Annotated in this window: 12 protein-coding genes and 2 pseudogenes; 5 read left to right on the forward strand and 9 right to left on the reverse strand. The window is 72.3% G+C overall.

From position 1 onward, the window contains the following. Nucleotides 1-532: 532 nt before the first annotated feature. Nucleotides 533-994, reverse strand: coding sequence for a redox-sensitive transcriptional activator SoxR (gene soxR / locus ACFYTE_RS10050; RefSeq protein WP_388707370.1), 462 nt, complete (start codon nucleotides 992-994; stop codon nucleotides 533-535). A 125-nt stretch (nucleotides 995-1,119) separates the two neighbouring features. Here soxR and ACFYTE_RS10055 point away from each other — a divergent pair, with 125 nt between their 5' ends. Then, on the forward strand, nucleotides 1,120-1,596 hold the full coding sequence (locus tag ACFYTE_RS10055; RefSeq protein WP_388707372.1) for a MaoC family dehydratase: 477 nt from the start codon (nucleotides 1,120-1,122) through the stop codon (nucleotides 1,594-1,596). Here ACFYTE_RS10055 and ACFYTE_RS10060 read toward each other — a convergent pair. The 3 genes and pseudogenes from ACFYTE_RS10060 to ACFYTE_RS10070 all read right to left on the reverse strand — a co-directional run bounded on the left by ACFYTE_RS10060 (nucleotide 1,593) and on the right by ACFYTE_RS10070 (nucleotide 4,564). Next, nucleotides 1,593-2,868 (reverse strand): annotated as a pseudogene (locus tag ACFYTE_RS10060) (RNA-guided endonuclease InsQ/TnpB family protein). The gene ACFYTE_RS10055 and the pseudogene ACFYTE_RS10060 overlap by 4 nt on opposite strands. A 232-nt stretch (nucleotides 2,869-3,100) precedes the next feature. Further along, nucleotides 3,101-3,724: a TetR/AcrR family transcriptional regulator gene (locus ACFYTE_RS10065; RefSeq protein ID WP_388707375.1), complete on the reverse strand. Its 624-nt coding sequence runs from the start codon at nucleotides 3,722-3,724 to the stop codon at nucleotides 3,101-3,103. 528 nt (nucleotides 3,725-4,252) lie between these two features. Next, entirely contained in the window at nucleotides 4,253-4,564 is a 312-nt protein-coding gene (locus tag ACFYTE_RS10070; protein WP_388707377.1) for a YiaA/YiaB family inner membrane protein, read from the reverse strand. A gap of 89 nt (nucleotides 4,565-4,653) precedes the next feature. On the opposite strand from ACFYTE_RS10070, the pseudogene ACFYTE_RS10075 reads away from it, so the two are divergent. After that, nucleotides 4,654-5,254: pseudogene (locus tag ACFYTE_RS10075) on the forward strand (TetR/AcrR family transcriptional regulator C-terminal domain-containing protein). A gap of 43 nt (nucleotides 5,255-5,297) precedes the next feature. After that, nucleotides 5,298-6,095, forward strand: a complete 798-nt coding sequence (locus ACFYTE_RS10080) for an ArsR/SmtB family transcription factor (RefSeq protein WP_388707380.1) — start codon at nucleotides 5,298-5,300, stop codon at nucleotides 6,093-6,095. Between the two features lie 51 nt (nucleotides 6,096-6,146). Here ACFYTE_RS10080 and ACFYTE_RS10085 read toward each other — a convergent pair whose 3' ends face one another. From ACFYTE_RS10085 to ACFYTE_RS10105, 5 genes are all read right to left on the reverse strand, one after another. Next, nucleotides 6,147-7,526, reverse strand: a complete 1,380-nt coding sequence (locus ACFYTE_RS10085; protein ID WP_388707383.1) for an ABC transporter ATP-binding protein — start codon at nucleotides 7,524-7,526, stop codon at nucleotides 6,147-6,149. 716 nt (nucleotides 7,527-8,242) lie between these two features. After that, nucleotides 8,243-9,481, reverse strand: a complete 1,239-nt coding sequence (locus ACFYTE_RS10090) for an MFS transporter (protein ID WP_388707385.1) — start codon at nucleotides 9,479-9,481, stop codon at nucleotides 8,243-8,245. 22 nt (nucleotides 9,482-9,503) lie between these two features. After that, on the reverse strand, nucleotides 9,504-10,916 hold the full coding sequence (locus ACFYTE_RS10095) for a CitMHS family transporter (RefSeq protein WP_388707388.1): 1,413 nt from the start codon (nucleotides 10,914-10,916) through the stop codon (nucleotides 9,504-9,506). Between the two features lie 140 nt (nucleotides 10,917-11,056). Further along, nucleotides 11,057-11,674 (reverse strand): TetR family transcriptional regulator, encoded by a 618-nt coding sequence (locus ACFYTE_RS10100; protein WP_388707390.1) that lies wholly within the window; start codon nucleotides 11,672-11,674, stop codon nucleotides 11,057-11,059. Between the two features lie 360 nt (nucleotides 11,675-12,034). Then, complete coding sequence (locus ACFYTE_RS10105; protein ID WP_388707393.1) at nucleotides 12,035-12,580, reverse strand: hypothetical protein; 546 nt, start codon at nucleotides 12,578-12,580, stop codon at nucleotides 12,035-12,037. A 171-nt stretch (nucleotides 12,581-12,751) separates the two neighbouring features. Here ACFYTE_RS10105 and hmgA point away from each other — a divergent pair, with 171 nt between their 5' ends. Together hmgA and ACFYTE_RS10115 are read left to right on the forward strand one after the other, a co-directional pair. Then, nucleotides 12,752-14,068, forward strand: a complete 1,317-nt coding sequence (gene hmgA / locus ACFYTE_RS10110; RefSeq protein WP_388707395.1) for a homogentisate 1,2-dioxygenase — start codon at nucleotides 12,752-12,754, stop codon at nucleotides 14,066-14,068. 28 nt (nucleotides 14,069-14,096) lie between these two features. Continuing rightward, on the forward strand, nucleotides 14,097-14,846 hold the full coding sequence (locus ACFYTE_RS10115) for a GntR family transcriptional regulator (protein WP_388707398.1): 750 nt from the start codon (nucleotides 14,097-14,099) through the stop codon (nucleotides 14,844-14,846). The last annotated feature ends 319 nt before the right edge of the window (nucleotides 14,847-15,165 follow it).

Below are 15,165 nucleotides of genomic sequence, written 5' to 3' on the forward strand. Positions count from 1 at the left end.
CCGACGGTGGGTGTGCCGCTGACGACGGAGGCGATGGCCGACAGTGCGGGAGCGCCGAGGGCGCGCGAGGACCGACGGTGGGTGTGCCGCTGACGACGGAGGCGATGGCCGACAGTGCGGGAGCGCCGAGGGCGCGCGAGGACCGACGGTGGGTGTGCCGCTGACGCCGGAGGCGATGGCCGACGGCGCGGCCCAGGCGGTCGCGGCGAGGGGGACCACCGGGCAGGAAACAGCGCGCCCGGAGGGGGCACGGGGCTGTGTCACTGTGCCGGGTGGACGCGAGCGCGACCGTGGGGGCGGTCTCGGTGCGCCGACCCGTTACGCGAGCGCGACCATGGGGGCGTGCCGCTGTGCCGCACCGCCAGGTGGGCGCGGGCGCGACCATGGGGGCGTGCCGCGGTGCCGCACCGCCGGGTGGGCGCGGGCGCGACCGTGGGGCTGTGGCGCTGTGCTGACCCGTTACGTGGGCGGGGGCGGTCGCAGTGGGCCGACGGTCGAAGGGGGGCACGTGCCGGGCCGCCCGGCGCGGTGCCTACCGGCGGCGTTCCACCAGCAGCCGCGAACCCGAACCGGTCTCGCCGAAGGCGTCGTCGGGGTTGGACAGGACGCAACTCTCCAGGGACAGGCAACCGCAGCCGATGCAGTCGGTGAGGTGGTCGCGAAGCCGGTTCAGCTGTGCGATGCGCTCGTCCAGTTCGGAGCGCCACGCCTGCGAGAGCCGGGCCCAGTCCTCGCGGGTCGGGGTGCGCTCCTCGGGGAGTTCGGCGAGCGCCTGGCGGATCGTGGCCAGCGGGATACCCACCCGCTGGGCGGCCCGGACGAACGCGACGCGGCGCAGGGTGTCACGGCTGTAGCGGCGCTGATTGCCGGAGGTCCGGCGGCTGCTGATGAGCCCCTTGGACTCGTAGAAGTGCAGGGCGGAGACGGCGGCGCCGCTGCGCGCGGACAACTGGCCGACGGTCAGCTCGTGGATCTTCTCGGGGATCTGGGGCACTCGTCACAGCCTACCCACCGCGGCACCGTCGCGGTCCGTTGACATGGCCCGCCACCCCGACCATGCTGAGCAGTTGCTTAGCCGTTGGCGATTCCGTAGGTACGCGAGAGGCCGGGACAGCGACCATGGCAGAACCGAGAATCTTCACCTCCCCCGACGAGCTGAAGGCCGCGGTGGGAGAGCAGCTGGGGTACACCGACTGGGTGGAGGTCGACCAGAAGCGGATCGACCTCTTCGCGGACGCCACCGGCGACCACCAGTGGATCCACGTCGATCCGGAGAAGGCGGCGGCGGGACCGTTCGGCACGACCATCGCGCACGGGTACCTCACCCTGTCCCTGCTGCCCCTGTTCGGGCCGCAGCTGCTTCAGGTCGACGGCGCGACGATGGGTGTCAACTACGGCACCAACAAGGTCCGGTTCCCCGCCCCGGTCCCGGTCGGCTCCCGGCTGCGCGCCACCGCGCGGATCACCGGCGTCGAAGACGTCACGGGCGGCGTCCAGCTGACCGTCGCCTTCACCGTGGAGCGCGAGGGCGGCGACAAGCCGGTCTGCGCGGCGGAGTCGGTCTCCCGCTACTACCTGTCAACGACCCGGGACTAAAAGCCCGGGCTTGCACAACGGGCGCCACTGGCTGTGGTGCTGCGTTTGCGTCCTGTCCCACGCTCCGGTTCGGAAAGTGAGTCTGGGGCGGTTGACTGTGCCCCGCATCGCCACAACTCCCGTGCTCTGGCACGGATGTTGCGGGAGCTGTTGCGGTCTGCGTGATCAACGAATCCGCAGGACCGGCAGGCGAACCGGGCCTGGGAGACCCGGTTCGCCTTGTCGATGTGCCCGCATTCGGCGCAGGTGCGGGAGGTGTACGCCGGATCGACGTGCACCACGGGCACCCCCGCCTTGCGGGCCTTGTACGCGATGAACTGCCCCAGCCGGGCGAAGGCCCAGCTGGAGTGGGTGGCCCGTTGGGGCTTTGCAAGCCGTACCCGTTCGCGGATGCCCGTCAGATTCTCCAGGGCGATCCCGCGACCGGTGCTCCCCCACGCTCGGCTTCGCTCGCGCGGGAGGTGCCCCCATCGCCTCGGCCACCACATGCTTAGCGATCTTGTGGTTGATGTCCTTCGCCCGTCGCGCTTCCTTGCGCCTGCGCTTCTTCAGCCGGCGCTTGGCGGACGGGGTGTTCTTCTTCTGCAGCTTGGTACGGAGCGTGCGTTCCCGGGAGCGGATGCGGTTGAGCTCCCGTCCGGCCATGATCTCGCCGTCACTGGTGGTGGCGATGTTGACGATGCCCAGGTCGATGCCGAGGAAGTCCACCGGATCGGTGTTCAGCGGCGCTTCGGGAACGTCACAGGTGGCGTTCAGGAACCACATGCCGTCCCGCCACAGCAGATCGGACTCGCCCCTGCGGTACAGGGCCAGGGTGGCCATCTGCTCCGGTGAGGCGGTGAACGCCACGCCCTTGACCCGCCCGGCAGTCGTCCAGATCGAGATCCGGCGCCGGTCGATCTGCCAGGACAGCATCCGGTCGTCGTAGGGCTGCGCACCCTCCAGACGGAAGACGACCGGCTTCTCCACCGCCCCGCGGTAGCGCTTCGAGCCCGGCCGGCCCAGGTTCCCGGCCCTCAGGTTGGTCTTCAGCGTGGCATACGCGTCGCAGGTCTTCTTGATGACGTGCTGGGCGGCCTGCGCCCCCAGCCCCCAGCGGGCCTTGATCTGCCGGTAGGTGTGCTCACGCAGCGCGAAGATGCTCTTCACACCCTTCTCGAACGCCACGCCGCTCGCCCAGGTCGCCGCTTCGTTGCAGGCACGCAGGGTCGCCTCCGGCGCCGCCGCCTGCACAGGCGTCGGCAGCAGCCTGACCTGCACCACCAGCTTCACGATCACGAAACCTACACACGCGTACGACCGCCCACCGTACGTTCACCATCCGCCACCCGACCGAGTGAACCCGCCACCGCGTGGACACAGCACCGGCTCCGCCGGACACGGCACTCCGCGCCGCGACCACGAGAATCCGATTCTTCCCAGGGCTGAAGCCCGGGGTTCCTGGCAAGAATCTGCTGAACCACCTCCGGACCGCCTCTGAGCGCCACCGCCCGGCGGACCCGGTCTACTCGGCGCCGACCATCCGCAGCACGAGGTCGGCGTAGAGCGCACCGACCTCCTCCGGCGTCCGCGGGCCGTTCACGTTGAACCAGCGGGCCACGTCGATGCACAGGGACAGCACCGCGAGGGTCGTGCCGTGCACGTCGAGGACGTCGAACTCGCCGGACGCCACGCCCTCCTGGATGATCCCGCGTACCTCAGCGTCGACCTCGCGGCGCAGCGCGACGATCTCGGCGCGGGCGTCCGGCCCCAGCGCGTCCAGCTCGTACTGCACGACCCGCGCGGTGGTGCGCCGACCGGCGTGCCAGCGGACGAAGGAACTCACCGCGTCGGCGAGCCGCTCCCTGGCGCTGCCCTCGCGCCGGGCGGCCGTACGCAGGATGTCCAGTGCCTTGTCGTGACCGATGCGGCTGATCCGGTGGAGCAGTTCTTCCTTGGTCTTGTAGTGGATGTAGAGCGCGGCCGGGCTCATGCCGGCGCGGCCGGCGATGTCGCGGGTGGTCGTCGCGTGGTACCCGCGCTCGGCGAAGGCCTCCACGGCGGCGATGAGCAGCCGCCGGGCCGCGTCAGGTGTGACCTCGTCCCACGGCTCGACCTCGCCGCCGGTCGTCTCCTCCGCCGTACTCATCGCTCGCTCGCCCCTCTCGGTGACAGGAACTCCACCATACCGCCGAAGGTGAGCGAGCGCTTAGCACGCCCGACCGCACATCGCTGCCGCCCGGCCCCGCCACGCAGCCTTGCCGCTCAACTCCACCCCGCACCGCTGCCGCACATCCCTGCCGCTCGACCCCGGCGCGCATCCCCGCCACACATCCCGTCCCGCATCGCTGCCACACATCCCGCCACACATCCTTGCCCCTCGGCTCCGCCACACGCCCCTGCTGCTCGGCCCCGCCGCACATCCCCGCCACACATCCCGCCGGGCATCCCTGCCGCTCAGCCCCGCCACGCATCACTGCCGATCAGCCTCGGCGCGCCGCCCCGCCACGCACCCCTGCCGCTCAACTCCGCCCCGCACCGCTGCCGCACATCACTGCCGCTCAGCCCCGCCCCGCATCACTGCCGCTCAGCCCGGCTCGCATTCCCCGCCGCGCATCCCGCCACGCATTCCTGCCGCTCAGCCCCGTCGGTCAGCCCCGCCGGGCATCGCTGGTGGTCAGCCTCGGGTGTGTGGTGGTGGTCCGGGTTGCTTGAACGGGTCGTGGGCGGCGAGGAGTTTGTCGAGCCGTGCCTGGTCCACGCGGCTCACGATCTGGCCGGCCTCCTGACGGTCCCGGATGACCTTCGCCAGGGTGAAGGCGGAGGTGACCAGATACAGGACGGCGATACTGAGGAACGCACGGACCCAGGCATCCGTGTGCAGGTTGTAGATGCCGAGCGCGGTGGCCGCCAGGGCGACGCCGAAGGATGCGACGGCCTGCCCGTAGAAGGCGGTGGTGCTCTGCTGCTTGACCGGTGTCTCGCTCATGCGGGCCAGCGTCGCGCGCGGCGGCCGGGGTCACATCCGCCCAGCTACTCAGACGCGTACTCAGGACACGTCGCGCCCATGAAAGCCCACTGAAATCATCCCCGCTGGTTTATGCGCGCGCACAGGAACTCGTGGACGCGGAGGGCCTGGCGGTCGTCTCCACCCGCCGCCTCACCGCCGAGCTGGGGGTGAGCGGACCCTCCTGGAACGCGGTCGCCGACTCGGTGAGCGGCCAGGTCGACCTGTCGATGTTCGGGGACGGCCGGACTGGCGGACGGCGCTGCACGACTGGGCCGTCTCCTGCCGGGCGGCCCTGCGCGACCACCCCGGCATCGTCCCGGTCCTCGCCCGCGGCCCCGGCCGTCGGCCCGCGGCGCTGCGCCTCGCGCCGACGCCGTCCACGGCGCGATGGTCGCCGCCGGCCGGCCGCCCGCGCAGGCCACGTCCATCGGTGTGCTGATGCGGTACTTCATCATGGGCTCGGCGCTCGGCTCGTTCGCCGGGGGATTCGTGCGTGACGCGAGCGCCTACGACCCCGCCGACCATCCGCACCTCGGGCAGGCGCACCTCCTCGCCGAACAGCAGGAGAAGCAAGAGAAGATCGACGAGCGCTCGTTCGAGACGGGGCTGACGGCGCTGCTGGACGGGCTGGCGCAGCAGTACGAGCGGGTCACGCGCGCCGTGCGGTGACACTTCGGCGGCGGCCGAAGTGTCCTTGACCGATGCTGGAGGCATGACCGTCAAGGATCCCCGGGCCGCGGGGCTCGCGGCGCTCGCCGCACTGCTCGCCGACGAGACCCGGGCGGCCTGTCTGCTGGCGCTGCTCGACGGCCGGGCCTGGACCAACGGCGAGCTGGCCCGGCACGCCGGGGTCGCCGCGTCCACGCTGAGCGAACACCTGGGCAAGCTGGTCGCGGGCGGGCTGCTCACCGAGGAACGGCAGGGGCGGCACCGGTACGTGCGGCTGGCCGACGCGCGGGTCGCCCAGCTCGTCGAGGAGCTGACCGCGCACATCGCCCCGGAGGCCACCGCCCGCCGCCCGCGCACGCTGCGGGAGTCGAGCGCCGGATCCGCGCTGGCCCGCGGACGCACCTGCTACGACCACCTCGCCGGTCGGCTCGGCATCGCGATCACCGATGCGCTGACCGAGCGCGGGCTGCTGAGCGTCACGGACGAGCCGGCGGACGTCACCGCGGCCGGGCTCCGCGCGCCGGCCGCCGCGCCGGCCTCGCGGCCGGTGTCCGGGGAGCGGGGCACCGGGTTCGCGCTCACGGCCGCGGGACTGAAGTGGTTCGGCGACGCCGGTATCGGGCTCGCGCACCCGGGCCGCCGACCGCTGGCCCGCGCCTGCCTCGACTGGACCGAGCGCCGCCCCCATCTGGCGGGCGTCGCGGGCGCGGAACTGTGCCGGCACGCCCTGGACGCGGGCTGGTGCGTCCGCATCGGCTCGGGCCGCGCCGTGCGGCTGACGGCCACCGGCGAACACGCCCTGTCCGCCCTCCTGGGCATCGGCCCCGGCACACTGCGCTGACCCGGACCTCGGGCGGCGCGGGCCGGGCTCTTCGACCGAGGACCGGTGATCTCACTCGTCCAGGTCCGGCTGCCGCGCCGGGGACGGGCAGACGCGCTCGCCGTGCTGGTCGAAGACGAACAGATGGGCGAGGTCGACGAGGAGCGGAACCTGCATCCCGTGGCGGAGCCGGACGTCCGGGGTGGTCCGCACCACCAGGTCACCGGGCAGCCGGCCTTCTGGGGGCGCGGGGTCGGGACCGTCGTCCGCCGGCTGGTCCAGCACCACCACCGGCCCGGCGCGCAACGCACCCGTACGCTCCCGGATCCGCTCCAGCATGGTCGCGCCCTCGCGCCGGCGGCGGCGCGAGGGGCGGACGGCCGGGCGCGGGGACTCCAGGTCGGGTACGACGGCCGGGCTCGAACCGGTGTTGAAGTGGACGAGGACCTCGTGCCCCTGGAACTCGACGTGCTCCACGAGCCCGGTGATCGGCACCTCGCCGGGCCGGGCGAAGGACCGCGCCGGGGGTCCCCCCTGTCCGTGCGGAGCCGAGAACTTCGGGGAGATGCGGACCGCCTCCGAGCGCAGCCCGACGATCACCTCGCGGCCCTGCTGGACGCGGAGTAACTGGTGGTCCAGGCTGAGCGGTTCGGGCAGCCGGAGGTACTGCTTGCCGAGGCTGATGGTCATCGCGCCGTCGAGCGGGGCCCGCACCAGGCCGCGCAGCAGGTTGATGCGGGGGGTGCCGACGAACGCGGCGACGAAGACGTTGCGCGGCAGCGCGTACACCTCGCGGGGGCTGCCGACCTGCTGGAGCACGCCGCCGCGCAGTACGGCGACCCGGTCGCCGAGGGACATGGCCTCGGCCTGGTCGTGTGTGACGTAGACCGTGGTGACGCCCAGCTCCCGGGTCAGCTGGGCGATCTCGGCACGCAGGTGGCTGCGGAGCTTGGCGTCGAGGTTGGACAGCGGCTCGTCCATCAGGAAGGCGGAGGGGTGGCGGGCGATGGCCCGGCCCATGGCGACGCGCTGGCGTTCGCCGCCGGAGAGCTGGGCGGGGAAGCGGTCGAGGAGTTCCTCGATGCCGAGCATGCGGGCGGTGGCGTCCACGCGGGGGCGTGGGTCCGCGCCCGGGGACTCGATGCGCAGCGGGAAGCCGATGTTGTCGCGGCTGGTCATGCTCGGGTAGAGGGCGAAGTTCTGGAAGACCATCGCGATGTCCCGCTCGGCGGGCTGGAGGTCGTTGGCGTACGCGCCGTCGAGCAGCAGCGTGCCCTCGTCGATCTCCTCAAGGCCGGCGATCATTCTGAGCACGGTGGACTTGCCGCAGCCGGACGGGCCGAGGAGGACCACGAACTCGCCGGGTGTGATGTCCAGCGAGAGACGGTCCACCACCCGGGTGCCTCGGGTGTAGGACTTGCTGACGTCGTGCAGCGAGATGGCGCGTGTCATCGCAGGTGCCCCCGGGGGCTCACCAGAGCGGTGGTGCTCCGTCGGTCGAAGGTCCCGTGCGGGTCGAACGGGGCCTGTGGGTCACGGAAGTTAACGGAATGTGCGCGGCGGGGGGAAGACGCGTGCCGGGACGCCCACGAGCGCCCAGGTGACAAGCGAAACGGAAGCACTCGTTCAGCCCGGGGGCTCCGCCGGTGCAGCGGAAGAACCTCCCTGCCGCCGCGCCCACTCGCCGCAGACCCGTGCCCGAGCCGGACGGCCACGTCAAGTGCGGCTCAGCGCTTGGTGCGGCTCGGTGCTGCGGGGGCGTTCGATGACCGCCGTGGGCTGCACAGCGGGTAGGGCTCCCGCCGGGCCCAGCCCCTGCGGCCAACTCCCGCCAGTGGCAAGCCCCGTCAGACCGGCCCCCGGCCGTCCGGCACGGCCCCACGGCCGGCCGCCGAGTGCGGGTCAGCGGTTGTGGTTCGGGGTGGTGGTGTGGGGGCGGTCGATGACGGCCGTGGGCTCCCCATCGCCAGGGGCCCGGTCCATACGATCCGAGGCGCCCCCCACGACGGCATACGACACCGGCGGCCAGCTCCCCGCCAGGTACCACCCCGCGGTCCAGGACGTCCCCGCGACGACATTCGACACCCGCAGGGCCCCGCCGGGGGCAAGTGCCTTCAGACCGGCCCCCGCCGTCCGGCACGGCCCCACGGCCGGCCGCCAAGGGGGGATCAGCGGTTGTGGTTCGGGGTGGTGGTGTGGGGGCGGTCGATGGTCGTCGCCGGGAAGGCTGCCGTACCGGCCGGGCGGGACGGGGAGCGCAGGGCCACCGCCGAGGACAGCAGCAGGAGCGCGCCGAGCATGACGAACGGCGCGGCCACCCCGGCGACTCCGGCGACCAGGCCGGCCGCGGCGGGGGCGGCGACCTGGCCGAGGCGGTTGCCGGTCAGCCGCAGCGCGAGGGCGGTGGAGCGGGCGGCGTCGGGGGCGGCCTGCACGACCGTCGTCATGGACAGCGGCTGACCGACGCCCAGGCAGAAACCGAGCACGGCGAGGGTCAGCCCGAGCGCCCACACCGGCAGCGGCAGCGCGATGCCCGCGCACAGCAGGGCCGCAAGCAGGCAGGTCACGGTGAGCAGCGCGGGCCGGCCGAGCAGCCGCAGCAGCGGCGTCAGGACGAGCCGGCAGGCGATGGTGGCGCCGGCCCGCAGGCTCAGCAGGACACCGATCACGGACGGCGCGACGCCCCGGTGCTCGCCGACCACCGGGAGATAGGCGGTGAGGATGTCCGTCGCGGACAGCACGGACAGGCTGATCAGCATGCCCGCGGGCACGCCTCGGGCGCGCAGGATCCGGCTGACGGGGACGCGTGCCCCGGACGCGCTGCGGGACGTACCGGCCGTACGGTCCTCGATGCGCCACAGCGAGGTGACGGCGACCGCCGCGCCCGCCCCGGCGACCACGAGAGCCAGGGCGCTGCTGCCGGCCATGTCGGGGCCACCGATCAGAGCGCCCGCCGAGACCGGCCCGACGAGTTGGCCGAGCGAGGCGCCGATGGTGAAGTGGCCGAAGTTGCGGTCCTGTTCGTGCGGTGCCGACCGGCGGGCGACCAGCGACTGGGCGCCGATCACGAAGCCGAGGTGGCCGAGGCCCATCACCCCGCTCCACAGGGCCATCGCCCACAGGGAGTCGACCAGGCCGCTGAGCGCACAGCCGCCGGCGATGAGCACGACGCCGGCCGACAGCAGCGGCGCACAGCGGCCGTGGTCGGTGCGGCGGCCGAGCGGTACGGCGGCGAACAGCGGCAGCAGCGCGTACACGCCCGCGATGACGCCGATCGCCCGTTCGTCGGCGCCCAGCGCGAGGGCCCGGTAGGACACGGCGGGCCGGGCCATCGACACCGCGCCCTGCGCGAAGCCGAAGGCGATGACGAGTCGGAGCAGCCAGCCGCGGTTCCTGCCGGGCCTCACGATGCGGTCCTCCCTGCTGCGGTCAGATGATGCCGAAGAGCCTGCCTGCCCCGAGTACCACCAATGATGTGAGCGCCGCCCACTTCACGACGAATCTGGTGTGGTCGCCGAACTCGACCTTGGCCATGCCGACCAGGACGTACACGGCGGGCACCAGCGGGCTGGACATGTGCAGCGGCTGGCCGACCAGGGAGGCACGGGCGATCTCAAGCGTGGAGACGCCGTGTGCCTGGCCCGCCTCGGCGAGCACCGGCACGATGCCGAAGTAGAAGCCGTCGTTGGACATGAAGTAGGTGAGCGGGATGCTCAGCACGCCGGTGACGAAGGCCATGTGCGGGCCCATGCCGTCGGGGATGTTGTCGACGAGCCACTTCGCCATGTGGTCGACCATGCCGGTGCCCTGCAGCACGCCGGTGAACACGGCGGCGGCGAAGACCATCCCGGAGACGTTGAGGACATTCTCGGCGTGTGCGCCGATACGGGCCTTCTGGTCGGGCATGTGTGGGAAGTTGACGGTGAGGGCCAGCGCGGCGCCCAGCAGGAACAGCACCGGGATGGGCAGCCACTCCATGATCATGGCGGTCAGCAGGGCCACCGTGAGCAGCGCGTTGAACCAGTACAGCTTGGGCCGCAGGGTCGGCCGGTCGGGGTCGAGGCCCTGGAAGTCGCCGTCCGCGGGCTTCTCGGGGAGGTCCGCGTCCGTGCCGGTGCCCGCGCCGCCGGTGCGCGCCGGGCCGGTGCCGGCGCCGGGGCCCGCGCCGACCAGCACCGTCTCGGTCTCGGTCGCCCGCTCCTCGACCAGGGCCTCGTCCAGGGTCAGCACGCCGAGCCGTTTGCGCTCGCGGCGGCCGAGGACGTAGGCGAGGGCGATCACGGCGAGCAGGCCGACGGCGAGTGCGGGGATCATCGGGACGAAGATGTCGCTGGCGTCGAGTTTCAGCGCGGTGGCGGCGCGGGCGGTGGGCCCGCCCCACGGCAGGGTGTTCATCACGCCGTTGGCCATGGCGGCGACACCGGTCATCACGACCAGGGACATCTTCAGGCGCTTGTACAGCGGGTACATCGCCGAGACGGTGATCATGAAGGTGGTCGAGCCGTCGCCGTCCAGGGACACGATCGCGGCGAGCACGGCGGTGCCGACGACGATGCGCAGCGGGTCGGCCTTGCAGAAGCGCAGGATGCCGCGCACGATCGGGTCGAAGAGGCCGACGTCGATCATCACGCCGAAGTAGACGATCGCGAACATGAGCATCGCCGCGGTGGGGGCGAGGCTGGTGACGCCGTCGATGACGTAGTCGCCGAGGTGGGCGCCCTTGCCGACGAACACGCAGAACAGCGCGGGGATCAGCACGAGCGCCGCGATCGGCGACATCTTCTTCAGCATGATCAGGACCAGGAAGGTCGCGATCATGGCGAAGCCGAGGATGGTCAGCATGAATGGATACCTAACGTTCGCCCTTGAACTCCCACCAGGGCCGGCGGTGCGATGACGTTAGGTCCAGCCAAACCGCGTTAACAAGATGTTGACGTGCGAGCAATAAGCGCAAAACTCCAGGTCACAGCCGCGCCGGGCCGTCAGTCCAGTACGCGTGCCAGATATGCGCCCAGCAGCACCCGGGTCTCGGCGATGATCGCCTCGTCGCCCTGCGGGGCCACCCGGAAGGCGAGGTGGACCAGGGTGTCGGCGGCCTCAACGGCGACCAGGAAGGTCCGCCGCAACTCCTCGTCGGGGGTACGGCCGAGATAGCCGGAGAGCAGGGCGGTGAGGCTGTCGGCGACACGGTGGTTGGGCTCGGCGTGCCGGTCGCCGACCGGTATCTGGTTGCCGAAGTCCACGAGCGAGAAGCCGGGTGCGGTGCGTTTCATGGCCAGGTACTCGTCCAGCACGGCGTCCACGGCCGCCCGCCAGTCGCCCGGCCGGGCGCCCTCCAGCCGCCGGGTGACGCGCTCCGAGTAGCGTTCGAGGTTGCGCTGGGCCAGGGCGTCGGCCATCTGCCGTTTGTTGCCGAAGAAGCGGTACACGGAGCCGATGGGCACGCCGGCGCGCAGCGCGACGGCGCGGGTGCTCAGGGCGTCGTAGCCGACCTCGTCGAGGAGGTCGGCGCAGGCGTCGAGGATCCTCTCCAGGCGTTCGGCACTGCGTCGTTGGACGGGGGCGCGGCGGAGCGATGTCGCATGGGGCACGCGCTCCATGATGCCTTCAGGCCACACTCCGGTGAACCACGTCCCACAGTACGAAGCCCAGCACCCACCCCACGCCCCACCAACCTCACGCCCCCGACCGACACACCCGGCCCACCGACGCCACCCCCAGCGCCAGACACGTACACGCGCGCGTGCCGCCTTCAACGGCCCGGCACTCGCGCGGTCATGCCGCCCGCCGGTCGGCGCGCCGGGTCCGACCACACCGCTCCCCCGGTCGGCACACCCGCCTACCCGCACCACCCACGCCGCACCCCGACCGACACACCCGGCACACCGACGCCGCCCCCAGCGCCGGGCACGCCCGCGTGCGTGCCGGCTTCAACGGCCCGGCACTCTCGGGCGGTGTGGTCACTTGCTGGTGCTGGTTTCTCCGGTCGGGGTGGCCGGTGCTTTTTCTGCTCTGGATGTGGTGACGTCGGCGGTGCTTTCGACCGGTTTGCCGTGCACCGCCCACACCGTGCCGTCGTCGGCGTAGAGGCGGGCGGTGACCTGGTGGGTGCCCTGCGGGACGAGGCCGGCGGCGAGGTGGTGGCGCGGGGTGCGCAGCCGGGCGACCGGCTCGCCGTCCACGAGGAGGTGGGCGAGTCCGCGCCCGGGCCGCGCACGCTCCTCGGTGCCGCCCGGTGAGAAGCGGAAGGCGTGGAGTCTCAGCCGTACCTGCCAGCCGCCGGCGGTGTCGGGCGTCACCTCGATGTCGACCTCGGGTGCGCCGTCCTTGGGCACCTCGCGGTAGCGCCGCCCCTGCTCGTCCGTCTTGTCGAGGAGCCGGCCCGCCGGTGCGGGCGACCGCGCGCCGGTCGCTTCGCGCGCCTCGCCGGTCCCGCAGCCGACCGCGCCGGTCAGCAGCAGGACGCAGACGGCGAACGCACTGAGAAGTCCACGGGTCCACGGCATGCCCGGGAGCGTAGAGCACCGGCCCGCGGCCCCGGATCCTTCTGGAGTCGGGAGTTCCGGTCGGTGCCGTACCCCTCAGGGAGCAGGCGGGCCCCCTTGCGTCCGCGCATGCCCATTCCTATGGTGCTGCATAGGAATGGGAAGCGGCATCGGGTTCGCAAGGGAGCGATCATGAGCGGGGACGCGCGCAAGACCGCCGAGCAACTGGACTATCTCCGCGGCTTCGGCAACGAGCACTCCTCGGAGGCCGAGCCCGGCGCCCTGCCAGAGGGCCGCAACTCCCCGCAGCGCGCCCCGCTCGGGCTGTACGCCGAGCAGCTCAGCGGCACGGCGTTCACCGAGCCGCGGGCGCACAACCGCCGCTCCTGGCTGTACCGCATCCGCCCGTCCGCCGCGCACCCGGCATTCACCCGCACCGACAACGGCGCGCTGCGCACGGCGCCGTTCACCGAGACGGTGCCCGACCCCAACCGGCTGCGCTGGAACCCGCTGCCCGAGCCGGCGGCCGGCACGGACTTCCTCGCCGGGCTGTGGACCCTCGGCGGCAACGGCGACGCCACCCTGCGCAGCGGCATGGCCGTGCACCTCTACCACGCCAACTCCTCGATGAAGCGCGTCTTCAGCGATGCCGACGGGGAGCTGCTGATCGTGCCGGAGCGCGGCGGGCTGCTGCTGCGCACGGAGTTCGGCCTGCTGCATGTGGAGCCGGGATATGTCGTGCTGATTCCCCGTGGGGTGCGCTTCCGTGTGGAGCTGCTGGACGACTCGGCGCGGGGTTATATGTGCGAGAACTATGGGGCGCCGCTCCGGCTGCCCGATCTCGGCCCGATCGGCGCCAACGGGCTGGCCAACGCACGCGACTTCCGGGCGCCGGTCGCCGCGTACGAGGATGTCGACGGCCCGGTGGAGGTGGTGAACAAGTTCTGCGGCAACCTGTGGACGGCGACATACGACCACTCCCCGCTCGACGTGGTCGCCTGGCATGGCAACCATGTGCCGTACGCCTATGATCTGCGTCGTTTCAATGTGATCGGAACCATCTCGTACGACCACCCGGACCCGTCGATCTTCACGGTGCTCACGTCGCCGTCGAACACCCCCGGGCTGGCCGGCGTCGACTTCGTGGTGTTCGCGCCGCGCTGGCTGGTGGGCGAGGACACCTTCCGGCCGCCGTACTTCCACCGGAACGTGATGAGCGAGTACATGGGCCTGATCGAGGGCGCGTACGACGCCAAGGCGGCGGGCTTCGTGCCGGGCGGCGGCTCGCTGCACAACATGATGTCGGCACACGGACCGGACCGGGAGACGTTCGACCGGGCGAGCGCCGCCGAGCTGACGCCGCACCGCGTCGACGACGGGCTGGCGTTCATGTTCGAGACGCGCTGGCCGGTCACCCTCACCCCGCAGGCGGCGCGCGCGGACCACCTCCAGCAGGACTACGACGGCGTCTGGCGGGGCCTGGAACGGCACTTCCGCCCGTTGCGCTGATCGGTCCCCGACGGGTACGGATAGGCCGGTGACCTCCTTCGCCCCGGACTCGATCGTCCTGAACCGCAAGCTGCCGCTCTGGTACCAGGTGTCGCAGTCGCTGCGCGCGTCGATACTCGGCCGCTCGCCCCAGGACCCGCTGCGGCTGCCCACCGAGGAGCGGCTGGCGCAGCACTACGGCGTGAGCGTGCTGACCATGCGGCAGGCGCTGAAGGAGCTGGAGGACGAGGGGCTGATCAGCCGGCACCGGCGGCGCGGCACGTTCATCGAGCCCGCCGCACGGCGCGGCACCCCGGTGCGGCTGCTCGGCTCGGTGGACGCGATCGTGGCCCAGCAGTCCGGGATGACGACCGAACTGCTGGACCGGGGCCGGACCGCGGTGCCGGCCGAAGTCGCCGAGTACTTCCCGGACCTGGCCGAGGTGGCGACGTACCACCGGCTGCGCTGCGACGAGAAGAGCGGCGAGCCGACCAACCACGCCCGCAACTACGTCCGTCCCGCGCTGGCCCGGCGCATCGACCCGCAGGACCTGGTCCGCTGGCCGATGACCAAGGTGCTGCGGGATGTCGTGGGCGCGGACATCGGGCGCATCACGGACACCGTCGAGGCCCGGCTCGCCGACCCGGAGACGGCACGGCTGCTCCAGGTGCCGCTGCTCAGCCCGATCCTGCACTACACGGGGGTGACCTACGACGCGGCGGGCCAGGTGCTGGACGTGGCGGTCATCCACTACCGCGGCGACCGCTTCTCGTTCACGGTCACCCTCGAAGCGACGTGACTCCGTCGGTTTGGGCCGGGGTGGTTGCGGCCTGACGCCGTCGGATCCGCCCCAGGCCGGCGGGCGCCGGAGTGCCGCAGGCTCGTGGCCGGGGGCCGGCAGCCTCGTGGCTGAGCGCGCAGTTCCCCGCGCCCCCTCAAGGGCGACAACCTGACGCCGTCGGATCCGCCCCAGGCCGGCCGGCGCCGTAGTGCCGCAGGCCCGTAGCCGGGGCCGGCAGCCTCGTGGCTGAGCGCGCAGGTCCCCGCGCCCCCTCAAGGGCGACAACCTGACGCCGTCGGATCCGCCCCAGGCGGGCCGGCGCCGTAGTGCCGCAGGC

It is taken from the genome of Streptomyces sp. NPDC004629 (assembly GCF_042873595.1).
In the GTDB taxonomy this organism is placed as follows: Bacteria; Actinomycetota; Actinomycetes; order Streptomycetales; family Streptomycetaceae; genus Streptomyces.

Excerpts from the sequence above, each read along its gene's own strand:
- ACFYTE_RS10065 (WP_388707375.1), bottom strand. The coding sequence starts at position 3,724 with ATGAGTACGGCGGAGGAGACGACCGGCGGCGAGGTCGAGCCGTGGGAC.
- ACFYTE_RS10085 (WP_388707383.1), bottom strand. The coding sequence starts at position 7,526 with ATGACACGCGCCATCTCGCTGCACGACGTCAGCAAGTCCTACACCCGA.
- ACFYTE_RS10055 (WP_388707372.1), top strand. The coding sequence starts at position 1,120 with ATGGCAGAACCGAGAATCTTCACCTCCCCCGACGAGCTGAAGGCCGCG.
- hmgA (WP_388707395.1), top strand. The coding sequence starts at position 12,752 with ATGAGCGGGGACGCGCGCAAGACCGCCGAGCAACTGGACTATCTCCGC.
- ACFYTE_RS10070 (WP_388707377.1), bottom strand. The coding sequence starts at position 4,564 with ATGAGCGAGACACCGGTCAAGCAGCAGAGCACCACCGCCTTCTACGGG.
- ACFYTE_RS10095 (WP_388707388.1), bottom strand. The coding sequence starts at position 10,916 with ATGCTGACCATCCTCGGCTTCGCCATGATCGCGACCTTCCTGGTCCTG.
- ACFYTE_RS10105 (WP_388707393.1), bottom strand. The coding sequence starts at position 12,580 with ATGCCGTGGACCCGTGGACTTCTCAGTGCGTTCGCCGTCTGCGTCCTG.
- ACFYTE_RS10080 (WP_388707380.1), top strand. The coding sequence starts at position 5,298 with ATGACCGTCAAGGATCCCCGGGCCGCGGGGCTCGCGGCGCTCGCCGCA.
- ACFYTE_RS10100 (WP_388707390.1), bottom strand. The coding sequence starts at position 11,674 with ATGGAGCGCGTGCCCCATGCGACATCGCTCCGCCGCGCCCCCGTCCAA.